Annotated in this window: 24 protein-coding genes; 7 read left to right on the top strand and 17 right to left on the bottom strand. The window is 58.2% G+C overall.

Annotation, left to right across the window (positions count from 1 at the left end; all coding sequences use genetic code 11):
- Positions 1 to 79: 79 nt before the first annotated feature.
- Positions 80 to 466, bottom strand: a complete 387-nt coding sequence (locus ABIZ35_RS06775) for a helix-turn-helix domain-containing protein (protein ID WP_348219120.1) — start codon at positions 464 to 466, stop codon at positions 80 to 82.
- Between the two features lie 533 nt (positions 467 to 999).
- Here ABIZ35_RS06775 and ABIZ35_RS06770 point away from each other — a divergent pair.
- From ABIZ35_RS06770 to ABIZ35_RS06755, 4 genes are all read left to right on the top strand, one after another.
- Complete coding sequence (locus ABIZ35_RS06770; protein ID WP_348219119.1) at positions 1000 to 1362, top strand: hypothetical protein; 363 nt, start codon at positions 1000 to 1002, stop codon at positions 1360 to 1362.
- Between the two features lie 60 nt (positions 1363 to 1422).
- Positions 1423 to 2094 (top strand): NUDIX domain-containing protein, encoded by a 672-nt coding sequence (locus tag ABIZ35_RS06765; RefSeq protein ID WP_348219118.1) that lies wholly within the window; start codon positions 1423 to 1425, stop codon positions 2092 to 2094.
- Positions 2095 to 2199: 105 nt separating this feature from the next.
- Positions 2200 to 2499 (top strand): hypothetical protein, encoded by a 300-nt coding sequence (locus ABIZ35_RS06760; RefSeq protein WP_348219117.1) that lies wholly within the window; start codon positions 2200 to 2202, stop codon positions 2497 to 2499.
- Positions 2500 to 2590: 91 nt separating this feature from the next.
- The gene (locus ABIZ35_RS06755; protein ID WP_348219116.1) at positions 2591 to 3097 is read left to right on the top strand and encodes an ankyrin repeat domain-containing protein; all 507 of its coding nucleotides are present in this window, start codon (positions 2591 to 2593) and stop codon (positions 3095 to 3097) included.
- Positions 3098 to 3552: 455 nt separating this feature from the next.
- Here the strand turns inward: ABIZ35_RS06755 and ABIZ35_RS06750 are convergent, their stop codons facing one another.
- The 4 genes from ABIZ35_RS06750 to ABIZ35_RS06735 are packed head-to-tail and all read right to left on the bottom strand — an operon-like array spanning position 3553 to position 6101.
- The gene (locus ABIZ35_RS06750; RefSeq protein WP_348219115.1) at positions 3553 to 4104 is read right to left on the bottom strand and encodes a hypothetical protein; all 552 of its coding nucleotides are present in this window, start codon (positions 4102 to 4104) and stop codon (positions 3553 to 3555) included.
- Positions 4105 to 4527 carry a hypothetical protein gene (locus tag ABIZ35_RS06745; RefSeq protein ID WP_348219114.1) on the bottom strand — a complete coding sequence of 141 codons (423 nt, stop codon included), beginning with the start codon at positions 4525 to 4527 and terminating at the stop codon, positions 4105 to 4107. It abuts the gene before it with no gap.
- 26 nt (positions 4528 to 4553) lie between these two features.
- The gene (locus tag ABIZ35_RS06740; RefSeq protein WP_348219113.1) at positions 4554 to 5294 is read right to left on the bottom strand and encodes a hypothetical protein; all 741 of its coding nucleotides are present in this window, start codon (positions 5292 to 5294) and stop codon (positions 4554 to 4556) included.
- Positions 5295 to 5318: 24 nt separating this feature from the next.
- Positions 5319 to 6101, bottom strand: a complete 783-nt coding sequence (locus ABIZ35_RS06735; protein WP_348219112.1) for a hypothetical protein — start codon at positions 6099 to 6101, stop codon at positions 5319 to 5321.
- Positions 6102 to 6191: 90 nt separating this feature from the next.
- Here ABIZ35_RS06735 and ABIZ35_RS06730 point away from each other — a divergent pair, with 90 nt between their 5' ends.
- Positions 6192 to 6485: a DUF1330 domain-containing protein gene (locus ABIZ35_RS06730; RefSeq protein WP_348219111.1), complete on the top strand. Its 294-nt coding sequence runs from the start codon at positions 6192 to 6194 to the stop codon at positions 6483 to 6485.
- A 30-nt stretch (positions 6486 to 6515) separates the two neighbouring features.
- On the opposite strand, the gene ABIZ35_RS06725 is transcribed toward ABIZ35_RS06730, so the two are convergent.
- The 6 genes from ABIZ35_RS06725 to ABIZ35_RS06700 form a co-directional block, all read right to left on the bottom strand.
- The gene (locus ABIZ35_RS06725) at positions 6516 to 6899 is read right to left on the bottom strand and encodes an ankyrin repeat domain-containing protein (protein ID WP_348219110.1); all 384 of its coding nucleotides are present in this window, start codon (positions 6897 to 6899) and stop codon (positions 6516 to 6518) included.
- Between the two features lie 94 nt (positions 6900 to 6993).
- Complete coding sequence (locus ABIZ35_RS06720; protein WP_348219109.1) at positions 6994 to 7215, bottom strand: hypothetical protein; 222 nt, start codon at positions 7213 to 7215, stop codon at positions 6994 to 6996.
- Positions 7212 to 7913 (bottom strand): hypothetical protein, encoded by a 702-nt coding sequence (locus ABIZ35_RS06715; protein ID WP_348219108.1) that lies wholly within the window; start codon positions 7911 to 7913, stop codon positions 7212 to 7214. Before ABIZ35_RS06715 ends, ABIZ35_RS06720 begins: the two co-directional genes overlap by 4 nt.
- Positions 7914 to 8036: 123 nt before the next feature.
- Complete coding sequence (locus ABIZ35_RS06710) at positions 8037 to 8636, bottom strand: hypothetical protein (protein WP_348219107.1); 600 nt, start codon at positions 8634 to 8636, stop codon at positions 8037 to 8039.
- 19 nt (positions 8637 to 8655) lie between these two features.
- Complete coding sequence (locus ABIZ35_RS06705; RefSeq protein WP_348219106.1) at positions 8656 to 9216, bottom strand: hypothetical protein; 561 nt, start codon at positions 9214 to 9216, stop codon at positions 8656 to 8658.
- Between the two features lie 27 nt (positions 9217 to 9243).
- Entirely contained in the window at positions 9244 to 9723 is a 480-nt protein-coding gene (locus ABIZ35_RS06700) for a hypothetical protein (RefSeq protein WP_348219105.1), read from the bottom strand.
- Positions 9724 to 9828: 105 nt separating this feature from the next.
- Between ABIZ35_RS06700 and ABIZ35_RS06695 the strand changes: the two genes are divergently transcribed.
- Positions 9829 to 11178, top strand: a complete 1350-nt coding sequence (locus ABIZ35_RS06695; RefSeq protein WP_348219104.1) for a hypothetical protein — start codon at positions 9829 to 9831, stop codon at positions 11176 to 11178.
- A gap of 58 nt (positions 11179 to 11236) precedes the next feature.
- A complete protein-coding gene (locus ABIZ35_RS06690; protein WP_348219103.1) occupies positions 11237 to 12568 on the top strand; it encodes a hypothetical protein in 1332 nt (443 codons plus the stop codon).
- 226 nt (positions 12569 to 12794) lie between these two features.
- On the opposite strand, the gene ABIZ35_RS06685 is transcribed toward ABIZ35_RS06690, so the two are convergent.
- The 6 genes from ABIZ35_RS06685 to ABIZ35_RS06660 form a co-directional block, all read right to left on the bottom strand.
- A complete protein-coding gene (locus ABIZ35_RS06685) occupies positions 12795 to 13328 on the bottom strand; it encodes a hypothetical protein (RefSeq protein WP_348219102.1) in 534 nt (177 codons plus the stop codon).
- On the bottom strand, positions 13325 to 13570 hold the full coding sequence (locus tag ABIZ35_RS06680) for a hypothetical protein (protein WP_348219101.1): 246 nt from the start codon (positions 13568 to 13570) through the stop codon (positions 13325 to 13327). Before ABIZ35_RS06680 ends, ABIZ35_RS06685 begins: the two co-directional genes overlap by 4 nt.
- Positions 13571 to 13590: 20 nt before the next feature.
- Complete coding sequence (locus ABIZ35_RS06675; protein WP_348219100.1) at positions 13591 to 14292, bottom strand: hypothetical protein; 702 nt, start codon at positions 14290 to 14292, stop codon at positions 13591 to 13593.
- Between the two features lie 116 nt (positions 14293 to 14408).
- On the bottom strand, positions 14409 to 15155 hold the full coding sequence (locus ABIZ35_RS06670) for a DUF3592 domain-containing protein (protein ID WP_348219099.1): 747 nt from the start codon (positions 15153 to 15155) through the stop codon (positions 14409 to 14411).
- Positions 15156 to 15268: 113 nt separating this feature from the next.
- A complete protein-coding gene (locus tag ABIZ35_RS06665) occupies positions 15269 to 15781 on the bottom strand; it encodes a hypothetical protein (protein ID WP_348219098.1) in 513 nt (170 codons plus the stop codon).
- The gene (locus ABIZ35_RS06660) at positions 15778 to 16533 is read right to left on the bottom strand and encodes a hypothetical protein (RefSeq protein WP_348219097.1); all 756 of its coding nucleotides are present in this window, start codon (positions 16531 to 16533) and stop codon (positions 15778 to 15780) included. The genes ABIZ35_RS06665 and ABIZ35_RS06660 overlap by 4 nt, the downstream gene beginning before the upstream one ends.
- Positions 16534 to 16703 lie beyond the last annotated feature (170 nt).

Below are 16703 nucleotides of genomic sequence, written 5' to 3'. Positions count from 1 at the left end.
CCCACCGCGAAGCGGCTCGCAGGGAAGGGGGAAATCGAGCTTTAGCTCGATGGGGGGATAGGCAGCCCAACGCCGATCGCTACTCCACAACAGACGTCACACCAATCCGCACCCCCGTATCGCAGGGCGCTCCCAGCAGTTCGACGCCAAACTCGCCGCCCCACGCGATCATGGCCTCGACCACGGGACGCAATGTCAGCCCCAGCGGCGTGAGCGAGTACTCGACTTTGGGCGGAACTTCGTCATAAACGACGCGCTGCACCAGACCGCTCGCCTCCAGCTGGCGCAGATCCTGCGTCAGCATCTTATGCGTAACCATCCGCGCGCCGCCATTGTTGATCCGGCGCATCAGGTCCGAATAGCGCATGGTCCCCGCAAACAAGCTCACCACAATAAATATTTTCCAGCGCCCGCCCAGCGCATTCAGAGTCCGTTCCGCCGGACACCCCATCACCATTGTCTTCATCACTGTCTCCCATTCACACGCATAACACGGAACGCCATTCCAAAATTCCGGATGGCGCATTGCCTGGCCAGTATTATTTCTCCTCGCCATCGTCCGTCTGATGTTTGTTCTGTTTCGAAACCACATAATACAAAATTCCAAAATGAGGAAGCATGACGATGAACAGAGGAACGAATAAGTGCAGCAGCAGTTCACCCACCGGTGACCCGGGCCTCGGAAACAGACGCCGCCCCAATAATGCCGCGCCCACGACGAGCCCACCCATATACAGCAAGCCAAAGAGAGGCAGCACCGCCTCCGCACACGAGCTCACGCTTCTCGTTTCTATTCTCATAGACGGATAAACGAGGACGTTTCCCGAAGGTTTCGAACGCCGCCATTTCTATCGACAAACCTCCCGAGCAGCGTTTGCCAAAATTAGGATCGAGCTTGGGAGGAGTTGGACGCCGGCCGGTGGAATAGAAACCTGATTGCAACTTTCCGCACACCTCCGGGTCACAACCATTGAACACGCACAACGAGGTGGAAGATCAATGACCCAAGGAACGATCGCCGTATCGCGCCCCGCAGCGGAAGTCGAGGACCGGCTCACAGTGCTGCTGGCGGCCGCGAACTGCAAAGTCGAGCGACAGCAGGATCGAGAGACGACATTCACCCATGGCAGCTATCAGGCGCAATCCGCCCCGCTCCTGCCCAAGTCGGGACACATCCGTTTGATCCCCGCCGCCACCTCCACCGATGTCCAGTGGGAGATCCATGTCAAACCCGCCGTCGCCGCGTGGATGACCTTTGTGGGCGTCGCCTTCTGCTGGACCATCTTCGCGCCATTGCTCGTATACCGCGCCCTGAAGGTCGAGCCGCAAACGTTCATGGAAAACCTGCTGGCGGGACTGTGAACCCGAACGCCAATGCGCCGCCCCCAGCGTTCGATCATCCCGCTCGTTGATTATCTGCTTATGAACGAAATCGTCCCATCAGAATCTCATGAAGAGAGGTACGCCGCGCCGTTCGCCAAAGTCACCGCCTTTGTCACCCGCCTGGGAGAACACGAGCGTGAGCTTCTGGTGTTTCGGCATCCGAGCGCCGGCGTCCAGCTTCCCGCAGGAAGCGTGGAGATCGCGGAGGCGCCCGACACGGCGGTTCTGCGCGAAGTTACCGAGGAAACCGGACTGACGAACGTCGTCATCGCCGCGCGGCTCGGCGCGCGCGCTTACCCTCTGCCCGACGCCGGCCGGATCCTGGCGCGCCCCGCCGTTCTTTTGTTCGCGCCGGACGGAGCCGAGAACACCACGCTGCGATGCGGGCTGACCTTGCACGAGACACGGCGCACGGGAATACACTCTCATGTCGAATTTCGCGAATATGAACTTCAGGACGGTAAACTAAAGATTGCGGCGATACTCGCGTCCGGCTGGCTCGCCTCCATCGATCTGTCCGCTTCCGTGGAGCGGCATTTCTATCACATCGAATTGACAGGCCCGGCGCCCGACAAGTGGACCTGGTTTGCCGAAGGCGAGCACAATTTCCAATGTTACTGGGTTCCGCTCTCAGAGGATCCCGGATTGGTAAGCGGCCAGGATCAGTGGCTGAACGGATACATTGACCAGCTGCGAGCACACGAAGAATGAGCGACGCTCCTCAGCCGATCGTACAGAAAGCGGATCCATCTCACCCCTACGCACCCGTCGGTGTAAAAGATAAGAACACAATATTGGGGACACTGGCCAAAGAGCATGAACTACACTTGGCTATATGATTATGATTTCACGCCAGAGGGAGTGAACATCAAGGTTATCGGACTTACCGTTTGCCATATCGCTGCGAGCTCTATTCGAAGCATCCAAATAATCGAAAGCCGCAAGGTGATTTTCACGGTTCGCGATATGTTTAATATATTCGCAATTCGGCTCGGTAATAGATGGACGGGCAAGTTCTTAGATATTGGCCTAGGGCTGTTTCATATCTATATGACGCCGGAAGATCCAGAAGCGGCGATGGAAATACTTAAGCCCCAGATTAATTTGCCGCATTAGGAATATTTCTAAATAATCTCATGGTGGCGGATGATCAATCACCGATAAGCATTATGCGGAGCGTTATCCCCGCTCAGAATAGAACAATTACGTGAACAAGAGAACATTTACGAGTGTCGTCGTGATGATGGTTCTTGGCGTCGGCGCGTGCCTGATCAGCTCACAGTTTCATAGAGACCAACGCAACCACGATCTATGTTTGGCGGCGTCCCAGGGGGACACTCGCGCGGTTGAGCGATTGCTGAAGCAAGGCGCCAATCCCAACGCCGTCGGCTCTATCGGCGATACGGAGTGTAATTGTGAAGAGAACCCAAGCCCGGCCCCAGCGATTGTCCTGGCGATCTACCAAACTTCCGGCGATCATCAGGAGCATTTTGACACGGTCGCCGCGCTCCTTAAAGCCGGCGCGGATGTGAACGCCAAGGGAAACGCCGGACTGACTGCCCTGATGTGGGCCAGCAGCCCGCGCATGGTAAAGTATCTGGTAGCCCATGGCGCGGACGTCAATCTCAAGAATGACTTCGGCGAAACGGCGCTGACACAATCGGGCGTAAATCCAGAAATCAAACGTCTGCTCATTCAGGCAGGCGCACATTGACACCCTCCGATGGCGTCGCGAAAGGACTTCTCCCCAATGCCACCCGCGCCCGCGCGACCGGCCATGGCTGCCCTGGGTCTCCCAGACACTGATGCCTGAGAATTACGTGGCGACCAAGGCCGCCTTGAGCCGGCCTGCTGCGACATGATCGCCGTGTGGCGGATGGTCACAATCCCCCAGTCCTCAATGACGCACGCGAACACAGGAGCATTTTGAGAACGGAGATCGTTTGGCGTGGATGGAAAATGATCCAGGGGCGGGATGTCGGAGTATCTGGCTGCCCTGACGCTCGATCACGCCATGGCGCTGGAAGCCTGACGAAGAGATCCGCAAAATCGCCCAGGAAAAGCTTGCCGATCATTGCGGGAAATAACGTCTTGCCTCAATCCGCGACTGGTCGAAGAGTGGCTTGCTCCTCAGGCTCCAGCGGTCTCTGGATTGGTTTTCTGAAGCGCTCACAGACGCTCAACGCTGGATTTCCAGGAACGGTAAATTGGGTGGAGCAGTAACACGTCCGGCCCAGCAAGGTCCGCCGCTCCGATAAAGTCGGCTGCAAGACGGGCGAGCATGAAGCGAAAGACTGCGTACTCAAGAGACTCCGTTTCGGGATCGGGCCGCCATGTACGATGATAGCTGCTACGGTTCACGCAAGTGATGGAAATCTTAGCTTCGTCAACCCAGCAAAGCGTTAAGTAGCGCTCGACACCCTGCTCGTAGAAGTCCAGATCGCAGGACGTGTCGCTTGCCCCCGAAAGAAGCCAATCCGTGACATCGGAAAGCTGCTCGACAATCGTACACAGATCGATCCAAACATCTACGCCCCAATCGTCATCGCCAAATCCGGAGACACGAAACTCCCAGCACTTCGCTTGATCCAGCGCGACACAAATGCCATGGAGAATGCCGAGGTCACAGACGTCATAGAGAATATCTTCGAGTTCCTCGGGAGTGATTACTCCGCGAATGGGCTCCCGAGGATCCGTGCGTATCAGCGCCATCTGGAACATTTACCACTCATCCCCCAACCGAAAACACTCTTCGTTTGCATACTGCGCCACCACGCCGTACGGCCCCTCGCCCGAATAGCGCCGCTGGGCGACAAAGCGCTTAATCTCCCGCCGCAGACCGATCAGCGCCTTCACGTATTCCGTCTCCACAAACAAAAGCTCACGCTCTGGCTCCGGCTCTGGGACCCGCCAATGCACCAATCCATCCCGATGTTCGACCATTACCCCGCGCCCGATGCCTGCGCAGGAGGGCTGGCCGCACCAGCAGGTGACGATGAAGAACGCGCCTGATTCGCGCTCGCTTCGAAAGAGTTCTTCCAAATCAATCGCGTAGTAGGAGAATGCCGCAAGCGGCTCGCCGTCGATTTCTAAGATGATGTGGACCGTGTCTTCGGCGTCACCGAGGCGACGTTCAGTCTGCAATTTTGCCTCAATAGTGTTTAACATACCTACCAAAACCGCCAGAACGGCCTGTTCTTTTTAAGCAAGGCCACCTGACGCACCGCTTCGGCTTCATCCGCCTGGCGACGCGCTTCACGAGATTCCTCTAACGTCTTGTGTATAAAATCCGCGCGAGCTGGCGCATCCACGGCGAGCTGCTCCAGTAGACGTTCCGCATCTTCGCGATGGATGCCGCCCAGCGCCGAAATCAGCCATGAAGTTTCGCTGTCGTTCAGATCGGCGACCTGACCAGCCATGGGGATTAGCCATTCCAGAAGCTCAGGCTTGCCGACACGCCAGAGCACCTGGATTGCCGACACGCGCTGTATAGGATCCCGCAGCATCACTCCGAGCTGGGTGAGAGCTGAGCTTTGCGGCAATTTCGCCCATTCCAACAGCGCATAGTAAACGACTTCTTCCATCTCATATGGGCTGTACTCTGGGTCCATATCGGGATGCTGCTTCACAACAGCTTCTAATTCGTCGTCATCGGCGGGATGAAAATGGAGATCGATCAACACGTCCAACCACTCGGCGGGCGCGGCTGCCGCCCAGGTTCGAGCCGCGCGTGACCGGTTCCGGTAGTATATCTCTCGTTCTTGCTGCCAATCTTCCTCCGATGAGTGTACAACTGGAGAAAACCTAGGCTCCGGGACGGGATAAATAATAGAGTTAATCATCTCGTCCAGCATCCCGTTACGGGGCATTGCATTGGCCGGCAACGGCGGCCCGGCAAGCATTTCATCCATGATCATCTCCACTCTCTGACGGTTTTACAATTCGCCTTCAAACTGCATTATTGCACGGCCAAACGCATCCAAAACTCTGGCGCGATATGGTTCGGACAGCAGCCACGCCGGCGGATCATCATCACCCATCGGCTGGGCGCCGCTGGCGCAGAAATCTCGATACTCCTTGACCTGAGCGATGGATGTCAGCACAAACATATACGCACAGACGCGGACGAAATAGACCCACTCGGAATTGGCGGCGTCCACTGCGGCCGCCCGCTCCCCGAGCATCCCGGCGGCGCACTCACTGCGCCGCTTTTTGAAGATCCGCACGCCGTCGCCAGTCGACTTTTCGCCAAACAGTTCATCCTCCAACAGGACTACGCGGACGCACCCAAAGATCACGCCCTCGCGCACAACCACGCCCTTGCGCTTGCGGCCTAGCTGCCGGACCACGCGAAACGCTTTGGCAAACTCGGGCTTGGTCACATAAAAGTCCAGGCGCTCAGGATTTTGTGTATAGCCAAGCGGGTATTTCTTCGCGCGCCAAATCTTATCAGCGGCGGAGTTGGGTATCACCATCGTTTCGCTGTATCCGATCCAGTGGCTCTGATCCGTCAGTCGCTCATAGAAATCGTTTTCCAGCGATGGGTCTTCTCCGAACGCCGACTCGGCGTAATTAAACCAGAAGGACCACAGCAACTCCGCCTGGCATCGCCGATTGATGTAATACGTCAGCTGATCACCGACAAAGGTCAGGCAGCCTTTCCAATTATGTTCATCGTGCGGGCACGGCGGCTCCTGAATATCTCGCAGTCCGGTCAATGGTTTCTCTCCATGCGCCCGAGGCGCGGATTTGGGTAGATTGGTTATCAAAGCGATGCGCGGCCGCTGCGGGCCGAAAGGACACACGACATGAAGGGTTACGTCATCTCGGAAGTCGAAGTGCTGGACGATGCGGGGGCGGCCGAGTATCGGCGGCTGGCGGAGGCGTCGATCCATGAGTATGGCGGGCGCTATCTTGTCCGAGGGTCGGACGCGCATACCATCGAAGGCGATCCAACGTCGCGCAAGGTCGTGATCATCGAGTTCCTCTCCCTCGCCGCCGCCCGCGAATGGTACGCCTCCGAAGCCTACGCCGAAGCGCTCCGCGTCCGCCAAACCGCCTTCGACCGCCGCCTCATCTTCGTCGAAGGCGTCGTGCCGTAAATGCGCCGCCCTATGAGCCCGGCGGGCGCCTTACGCGAGAAGATGAGCGATTTCCGTATGCCCAGCGTTGTTCGCCCAGTCCCGCGCCGTTCCCCCAAACTCGTCCCGGATGGCGCGGTCGGCGCCCAGTTCCAGCAGTCGCCGCACAATGGCCTCATGCCCTCGCATGGCGGCGTTGTGAAGCGGCGTCAGCCCGATATCGCCAATCGCGTTGATGTCGCCGCCGCTGGCGACCACGAACTCCAGCTCCTCCACACTGCCGCCTCGAAACGAGATCACATGCAGCAGCGTGTCATCGTCCGACCGGCGCTGGTTCGGGTCCGTGCAGTCCCCCATAAACTCATCGGCATCCGTATCGTATTTCCGAAACAGTTCTGGAAGCGTATATTCCTTGGGCGCGCGCTTTTGTTTCATTGCCTCTTTTTTACTCCGTGAAATTCCTGTCGGTCACCACAAACTGCATTTCATCATGCTTGAGGTACATCGGCGGCCTCTTCTGCGCGGGCGTTCAGCCCAATCGGAACGCCGCTCGGATGGCGTTTCGAATTGTCGCTTGCCCCGGCAAAAAATCACGCGCAGAGGGATTGATGAGTAAGAATTGCCCCTGGCTCCTCTGCTCCGCAATGACGACCCAGCGAATTTTGTAATCCCAATCTTTCTTCAAATGCCAGTCGAACGTCTGCCCATTGCGCAGAGAGATCGTATGGGAATGCTTCTTTGTGAATGTCACGATGAATTTCCTTTGGAAGGCTTCGTCGTCCGCAATGTCGAGACGGCGTAGTCCGCCGCCTGCCGGACGTACTCGTGCGGATGATGCTGAAGTTTCTTCAGCATCGGCATGGCTTTGGTCAGCCCCATTTCGTCGGCGTTATCGATGGCGCTTTGCAGGATGTGAATATCTGTCGCCGTTTCCAGCGCGGCCAAAATGCGTGGCCCGGCGAAGTTGGGATCGATTTTCGACAGATAATCCAGCGCCGCACAGACAACGGGAACGGACGGGGCCGCGTTCCATTGATCGATCACGACATCGCGCAGTTTGGGGTATCCACGCAGATACGCGTAACGGATCGCCGCCGCCGCCACCCGAGCGCGAGGATCCGTGATGTATGCGAGCAAAAGATTGTACAGCTTCGGATGCGCGATATCGCTCCGCAAGAGCGCACCAATAATCTGAGCGGCGTGCTCGGCGTCGGCCGCGCCCAATCGATCCAGCAGGGGCTGGGCGTTTCCTTGATTGACCTGCACAAATTGGTGCGCCACCTCGCTTAACCAACTCACCCGCGCTTCCGGGTCGTACCCGCACGCAGACAATCGCTCCATGTCCACAGCGCCGCTGGCCTCATCCAAATTGGCGTCGAAGAGCGTGAGAAGCGCGTCGGCGCTGAGCGGCGTGAGTTCGGCGTAGAAACTAGGGGAGATCGGTTTCATGTATAGATATTGTATCGCCGTTGATTGGCGCAGAGGTAAAGAGGGGTCGGAGTAAACGTGGTAAATTAAGATATAGAGCGTAACGTCGTCATCTTTTTCGCGCCGCCTTTATCGACTGCTGATTTATAGCCGGCCATTGTAGAAACCTTCCGTCGGGACATTTTGGCCAAGCTCCCACGACCAGATCGTATTGCGTGTACGCCGCTCCGTCGTCACGCGCTCAGTCAGGAACGCATTGGTCCGAAGCACCAGCTCTTCCAATTGAGCAACATCCTGCGCGCCCCCAAACCCGGAACGCAGGACCACCCGCTGCCTGCTCGGCGTCAGATCGACCACAAGCACCCGAAATCCCCACCCCGCAGGAAACAGATTGTAAAAGGGCGTGACGATTCGAATGCGCTGGACGTCGGACAGCTTCAACGGCATTTCTTGATTGGCTTGGAACTTGTCGTTCGGAACGTCCACCACCAAACGGCTTGATCCAAAGTACACCTGATATAACCGTGCGATGAGTAATACGGAAAAACCCGCCAGCGCGACAAGGCAAAGGATATTATCCACGCGCTCGGCGCCTTGGAAGAAATGCCTGAATATAAAGATCAGACCGATAGCCAGCCCCAGCGGCTGCGTCCAATGCTCTGTTCGCCGACCGGTCCAGCCCGTCTTCACGGATTGGACGGTCAGCACGCCATCGGCTTCGATAATCTCAAATTTACGGGTCATTATGAGGGGCTTCTCCGATCTACGCCGGCACGTTCTTCCCTTGCTCCCATGACCAGATCATCGGCCGATGGCGGGCTTCCGATTGACGCCGCTCTGCCAAGAACGCGTTGATGCGAGTCGCGGCGTCCTCCATCGCGGCGTCCTCGAAGCGGGTGATGAAGAGCGAGCGCAGCGCGGTTTTTCGTCCGTTCGTCAGTTCCAGATACAGCGCCTTGCGACGCGAGACTCCCCGTCCCCTGTCCGCGTATAAAAACCCATCATAGTGCGCGGCGACCACCTCGGAGAACTTAACGCCTTTGGCCCCGTTGCGAAGCACCTCGTCGACCTTCGAATCCAGTACGCATTTCCAGGGGCCAAAGTGTTCGTACGCCACACTGCTCAGCCAAAAGCACGCAATGGCGAAGAGCTTATAGCCTTCGAAGTTCGGGACGAAAAACGATGCTGTAATCGTCACGATCGTCACAACGGCCATGACCATAAACGCCGCTTCCGCCACGCGCAATCCCCGCCATTGCGAATCTACCGCACGAATGGTCAGAACGTCCTCGGACTGCTCGATTTGGTATGTTCTCGTCAGCATTATCATCACCTCCGACAATTCCATCCCTTAACCTTTTCCGCGCAGCCATAAAAAGCGCTGGCGAACGGGCCTCTGAATAACCTTTCGATCCGCAGTTACTTCGGAAACTTCTCCAGAATTTTTCTTCTCATCTGCAACGAACATCATCGCGGCGATTTCGTCGGAAATGGCGAGCGAGAACTCCCCGAGGGGGATCGCCAGATAACTCTTGCCCCATTTTGTTCGCGACGGCAAGGTAAGCGTGAGCGTGCGCGAGTGGAACCGGTCGGCAAACCAGACCGGCCGCCATTGCGACTGGATGGTCAGCACGGCCTTGTCCAGAGGGCAGATCTTGCGGCCATTGACAGTCACCACATTGTTCTTCCGGTCCAGAACGATATTGCCGCCGTTCATCAGTTCGAGCAATCCGATTTCAACCACTTCAAGAGATAACAAAAAGACGATCACACCAAGGATACCTCGAAATACGCCTTCGCCAAAACGACCCACCTTCGCCATCAGCGTCATCCGAAGCGTCAGCGTGTCCGCCGTGCGCGTAACTACGTAGTCGCCCATCATCTTCTCTCACGATCTCCCATTTATCATCACGCCCACGCGCGGCGATAGAGCCTTGTGAACCAATCTACCCCACCCAACTTCCCGCCGCCCGCAAGCGCGGCGGATTTCGAAATTGCCCTGCGTCGCGGCCACGGCCGCGCCGTCCTCTGGCTGCGGCAAGGCGATGTCGCGGAGGACCGCGAGCTGATTCTCAGAGCCTGCCGCGAGAACTGGGCGTTCAATTCGCTCACCGATAGCAGCAGGGATCTTCTCATGGTCGATGTCGTTCTGGCGACATCCGATCCCGAGTTCTACGTTTCTAATCTGTTGCAAGTGTACTCCGACGACTGCAAGGCCGGCAATTACGACCAGCTATATGAGCTGATCGGCCACTTCGCCGCCGCTGGGAGCGCCGAAGCGCGCGAGGCGGTGTACGAGGCGTTCCTAAAACTCCAGACAGACTATGTGTCGCACTACGCGGAGGTTTTGCTGGACATTGACGGATTAGACGGTTATCGCTTCGCCATTCAGACCTGGGCGCGTGAAAGCCTTTCCAAAGCCGACGACTTTTCGGAAATCGACCTGCTCGACAAGGCCGAAGAGCGATTCGGCGCGGACGCCGTGGCCGAGCTGATCGAAGAAATCTCCCAAAGCGATCCGAGCATACTCCCCTATCACGCATCGGTTAAGGCGCGGCATACAGCCTGGCGCGACCGCTTGGGAACGCGTCCTCCTCGCCCCGAGCCATCATGCGAAGAATTGCGCCAGATGATCGCCGCCGAGACCCGATCCCATGCACAATCCCTGTGGGCGAATCGAGGGAGTCGTATGGACGAACAGACCGCCCGTTGGATGGCTTCGGATGTGCTGACGGAGACTGACCCCGCGCTAGTTTCCCGCTTGTTGTGGCTGTTTGGGAAATACCCTTTCCCTGGAGACACAGAGCGGCTTTACCCAATGGCGCACGGAAGTGACGAACGGCTTGCCGCCGCCGCCGCATTCGCACTGGCGCCCATCAAAGACCCGCGCGTCCGCACGCTTGGCCTCAGTATCATGCAGGGGCCGCGCGATCCCTGGGACGGCGTTCGGCTCTTGGTCCACAACTTTCAAGACGGCGACTGCGCCGCCATGATCCAACTGGTTTCCCGCCTCACCGACGCCGAGGAACTAGAGGACCTTGGTCGCCACATCCGCAGCGTCTTCGCGGTGCATCCCGCCCCCGAATTTTCAGACGTCTTGACCCTGCTCTACGAGAAAGGCATGTGCGCATCGTGCCGCAGCAGCGTCGTCGAGTGTCTCGCCAAACTCGGACCGCTGACGGAATACATTCGCTTGGAAGCGCCCTATGACGCCAGCGGCATCACACGGAGATTTATGGCAAAAATGGGTGTAAGTACGGCGCCCCGTGCGCTCAAAAAGATTTGATATTGCGCCGTTGCGGTCTCCTACTTATCGTCCCGCCCCTGCGCGGCGATAAAGCCGTGTGACCCAATCCAACATCCCTAACTTTCCGCCGCCGACAAACACATCCGACTTCGAACTTGCCCTGCGGCGCGGCCTTGGCCGCGCCGTCCTCTGGCTGCAATCGGGAGCCGTCACTGAGGACCGTGAACTGATCTTAACCGCGTGCCGCGAGAACTGGGCATTCGACGTTCAGACCGAGGACAATCGGGCGCTCTACATGGCCGATGTCGTCTTGGCGACATTCGAACCCGAGTTTTATACACGCGGCGTGATCGAGTCGTTATTCGCCAACCGGGACGAACATAGCTTCGGGCAGATGTACGATCTGGTCGGCCGCTTCGCCGCCACTGGGAGCGCCGAAGCGCGCGGCGCTCTCTACTCCGCGTTCGAGCGGCTGGCGCCGTCCCGGGATTATTACTTCGCCAACGTCCTCATGCAGGTCGATGGTCTGGACGGCTATCTTTACGCCGTGCAAAACTGGCTCGGCAAGCCGGTAAAAGAAGACAAGGACAGAGACGAGCTTGACCCAGTCTTTCTTTTGAACGATGCCGAGGAGCGCTTCGGCGCGGCTGAAGTCGACGCCTTTCTCATGGTCGCCGCCCAAAATAATCCCGCGATTATTCCCTATCACATCGCCGTACGCGAAAAACGCGCGGTGTGGCGCGCCAGAAATGAGTCTCGCCCTGCACGTCCTGCTCCTACCTACAATGAGCTGCGCGCAATGCTCGCGCACCGCCAATTCCGATTACCACAATTCCTTGCGCACCGCGGTCTCCGCATGGACGATGAAACGGCAAACCGTTTGGCGGCGGATCTGCTGACTGAAACCAATCCCGCTGTCCTTGTTCCCCTTCTCGCACTGTTCGGCGAATACAAGTTTCCGCTGTCCCCCGATCGCCTATTCGAACTCGCCCAGGACAGCAATCCCGCCGTCGCATCAGCCGCCGCCTTCGCCCTAGCTCCAGTGGAAGATGCACGCGTTCGCGCCCTCGGCCTCAGTATCATGAGCGGCGATGACGCCCCCTGGATGGGCGCCCGCCTTCTCGTTTACAATTTCCAGCCTGGCGACTGCGAGCCAATGCTGCGCTTGCTCGAACGATTGGACGACCCTGACAGCGTACATTTCTTCGGCTATCGGATCCGCGATGTCTTCGAACAAAACACGACACCTGAGTTCCGGCCAATCCTAATCTTGCTCTACGAAAAAATTATGAGCACATTAGGCCGCAACCGAGCCGTGAAATGCCTCGCTAAACTCGGACCGTTGCCGGAGTACGTCCTTCATGAAGCGCCCTACGACGCCAGCAGCAGTACACGCGAGTTCGTGGCGGAATTGCTGTCCCACAGCTAAAGCAGTGGTCTAGTCAGGGGTAAGCCAGCTGAAGCAGGCTGTCAGACTAGGAACAGAGAGGATTATGCGTTCGCCACAATCTGAAATCTGGCAGTCGGCTTGAGCCGCCTTCCCCCTGATTAGACCATTGCTTTAGCTATGGGACATGGATGGGAACGACACCACTGATTTCCAAATCATTCACACCCAATGAGACAGACGGACAGGAGAAAAGTTGCGCGGACGATTATGCCTTGGCGTGCTCCTGCCGCGCGCTCAGGTATTGGTTGATGGTGAGCGCCAGCTCCGCAAGCTTGGCCTCATCTTCCTCGTCCCGCACCATCGCGGATCGGATCGTGATGTCCCGCCCGGCGGCCGTCTCCAGGTTCAGGTGGCGCACGCGCGCGGGACGCTTTCCGATCAGCGTCGTGGGCTGGACGACATGGGCGCCGGTCACGGTGGAGAGCGGGATCTTTCGCCAGCCGTCGATCGTGATCTTATCTTTTTTGGCGTCGAGTTCGCACCGCCACGGGAAACTGCCGTTCGCATAGAACAGCATTAAGAGGAAGGGCAGCGGCGTCGCTGGCGACCCGGTAAATGCTTCGCGCAGGTGTGAGTGCGTTGCGAGCGCCGTCACAATGAGCGCAATCTGTATCAGCGTCACCAGCGCCCACAGCACCGCCCAGGCCAAGAACAAGCGCCACAGAAGCACGTTGGCCGCAGCTATTCTTACGGTCATCACGCCGTGCGAAAATTCCGTCGTGGATTCGCCTAATCTCATTTGTCGTCCTCTCCCCTTCGCGCCCGCGCCGCCAAATCGATGGAAACCTGACGCGCGATGGCGTACACGCATGCGATGATCACTCCGCCCGCAAGCGATCCCATAAGCTCGCGTCCCCAGAGAATGGGCTTGCCGCCACCCATCATCCGGGGCAGCACATCCGCCAGCAGCAGACCGACGGCGGAGGCCAGCGCCACCGTGACGGCCTTGGGGAATGGATTATCGCTGGGCTTTGGGGGCATGGAAATCCTCGTTAAGAAGGTCAAAAAACCGAGCCGGCGCGCAGCCTCACCGCCACGATGCTTTCCGCCGGCAAATTTTTCTTGGGCCGCCTGGGCAGGTACAACACGGGGATGGTTCGGCCCGGCGCAGGATCGATGCTCCAGGTCTTGACATAAAGCGCCTGGCCCTTCCACCGCGCGCCCTCGGCATCGAAGGAATAATGCACGGTGCGGCCCTTGCGGCGTTCGGGTTCAACGCGTTCAATGGTCGCCGTCGCCGTTCGCCCCAAGCGTAAAAGCGTCGCCTGCCGGCCGATCCTGTACTCGATGAAGAGAGGAATCAGCATCATACCAGCGCACGATAAACCGGCAAATTGACGACCGAAAACCTCGGCATCCGCCACGGTGGCCGCAGTCACCGTCCCGAGCCGAACGTGGGATTCCTCCCCCGGGAGGTAGGTCACGACCACGGGGGAACCGATCTCATACTCGTCGTACTCATCGCTGCTGACACGGATCGTCTCGATCATCCAAACGCCTCCCTCCCGAAACCGCACCTTGAGACGGTATTTGACCGAGTCGCTCCCGTCGTCGTTATAGGAGAACTTGTCCACGACTTTCGAGTCCGCGCGGACGCCGTGGCGCTCCATCTGCTTCTCCGTCTCGACGCATTGCGCGCAGATCCATACCGTCATCACAATTATCGTCAGGGAATAGAGCCAGAAAACGACGCGTGCATTCATCCCTGCCGGGCTCAAACGCACACGGCGCGGCGGATCGCTGAGATTTAATATGCGAGATTGTTCGTATTTCATCGTTATACTTGCGCTGACCTATGGACGCCTTCCTTGGATAATGTTTATGAGCGGCGCAGGGCCGTCAGGTACAGGGAGGCGACGGGCGTGCTTTTGCGGGGCTGTCCGGGCGGGTACACGATGGGAATGGTCTGGCCGGCGGCGAACTGGCGCCGCGCCGAAACATTGCCGGAGCCGGTCCAGATCATGCTTTCGGCTTCGAATTGATAAGTCAGGCGCACGCCGGACTTCGGGGTGTTCTGCGCTCGTTCGATCGTCGCCACCGCCGCATGCCCCGTACTCAAGAGCCGCATCTGACGCCGGATCATCATCTCCGTCAGGAAAATGGTGAAGACTAAGCTCGCCGCCAGGATCAGCAGCAGACGGACCTCATTCATCTCCGCGCGGTCGGTCTCCTGGGGTCTTACCACGCCCATTTTCAGGATCGAAGGGTCGCGCGGCAGATAAGTGACGAGCCTCTCATCGCCGACCTTGACCGCGACAAACTCTCTCTCCTGTACGTGGACGTCCTCGGCCACGGGACCGGCGGCCGTGTGGAACTTCAGCCGCAGCCGATAATCGTGTCCGTCGGCGGGCGGCGAAATTTTATCCGTCACCCTCGCCATTGTCGGCTTTCCTGCCTCCAGCATCCGGTCCCGCGCAATCGGCGCCCAGAGAACACTCCCCATGATCGCCACCTGCAGGATGCAGAACAGCCACACGAGCACACGGACCAGTATTCCTATCGGACTGATCTTGACATCGCGCGGGGGGTCGGCCAGCGTTAGCTGTGCTGTGTTGTGGAAGGTCATCGTTCCTGATTCCTAATGTCTGAAGAATCATCGGCCGCATGGCTGGCCAGCAAGCATAATGGTTCTTCTCAGTATTGTGACCGCCGAGCGTGGTAAAAGCCGCCCATTGAGCCTCAGCGCCAGGCGACCCAGAAGATGCTGGCGAGCGGTTTGTTTTGCCAGGGTCGATCCGGCAAATAAAGAACGCGGATCGACTGACGGACAAACGGTTTGTCGGCGGCGCTGATAACGCCCCACCCGGACCATTCCTTACCGTCCGCCCAGAATGAGTAACGCACATTCACCACTCCTTTGCGGGTGGGTTCGAGGCGATGAATGATCCCATACACTTCATGACCATCCCGCAGCAGCGCTGTAAATCGACGGATCACGGAATAGAAGAGCGCAGGGCACATCCCGCATATCGCCGCCGCGATCACTTCCAGGACAACCCACTGGAAGATCCCATCGATACGGCCATCCCTCCAGTCCCACACGATATCGCGGACCACGAAACAGCCCATATAGATCGTCGGTACGAGAAAAGCGGCCCAGACGATGATCCGACTGACCTCGCCATCCCACGTCAGCTGAACTTCGCGCTTTGCCTGAGAAGGCTCCTGAGGCGGAAATTTGGTTTTTCTCATTGCTTGGGCATGACGCCGTTCGCCAAGGTCACCATCCCCAATTCCGAGATCGGTTTGCTTTTCTGCGGCTGACCGGGCGGGTAGACCACGGTGATGGTCTGGCCGGGAGTGAACGAGTGACGGAGCGGCCCAAGGCCCGATCCGGTCCAGCGTCCGCCGTCGGCTTCAAACGAGTACTTGATACGTACACCCTTCTCCCGCTTTTCGATGCTTTCGATCGTGGCGGTCCCCTCGCGGCCCACGCGCAGCAGGCGCAGCTGACCGCGGACCATGAATTCCACCATCAGCGGTCCGGCGATGGCGATCAGCAGACTGGGCAGGAGCAGCATCAGCGACGACTGGAAATCCTCGCCGGCGGTGGCGGATGTGACCGCGCCGGCTCTGCAAACCGATGGGTCGGCCGGCAGGTAAGTGACCAGCGTCTTTTGCCCGATCGCCATGGCGTCGTACTCGTCTCGCGTCACCTGGACGTCCTCGACTACGGGCTTGCCTCCCGCGAGAAACTGAACCTCAAAATAGTGCTTCGTGGCCTTTGAGCTGCGGATGTACTTGTCCTGAATGGCGGCCATCGTGCGCGTTCCGTGCACGAGCTTCTGATCGCGCAACACAGGACCGGAGATAATATAGACGGTCCCCACCAAAAGAAGGCTCAGGCAGTACATAAACGCCCGAAACGCGTTCGATAGTCCGCTGGCTTTGACGTTGCGCGGCGGACTGGGCAGCTGAGGCTGTGCTGTGTTTTTGTAGGTCATTGTGTCGCTATTGTGACAGCCGAGCGTGGAAAAAGTTGCAGCCGGTAAGAAACAGGAAGGCGATTTAAGAACCAGCGCATTCGTGGCGCGGGCGGCGATCGCGCGAGTGATCTCTTTAGGACTTTCGCTTCTGTTTGCTCAGATCAGCGCTGCCTAACCCCCCGCCGAAG

It is taken from the genome of Capsulimonas sp., assembly GCF_039929585.1.
Lineage (GTDB): Bacteria > Armatimonadota > Armatimonadia > Armatimonadales > Capsulimonadaceae > Capsulimonas.
Note: the sequence above shows the minus strand (reverse complement) of the source record. Positions and strands in the feature narration are given on the sequence as shown.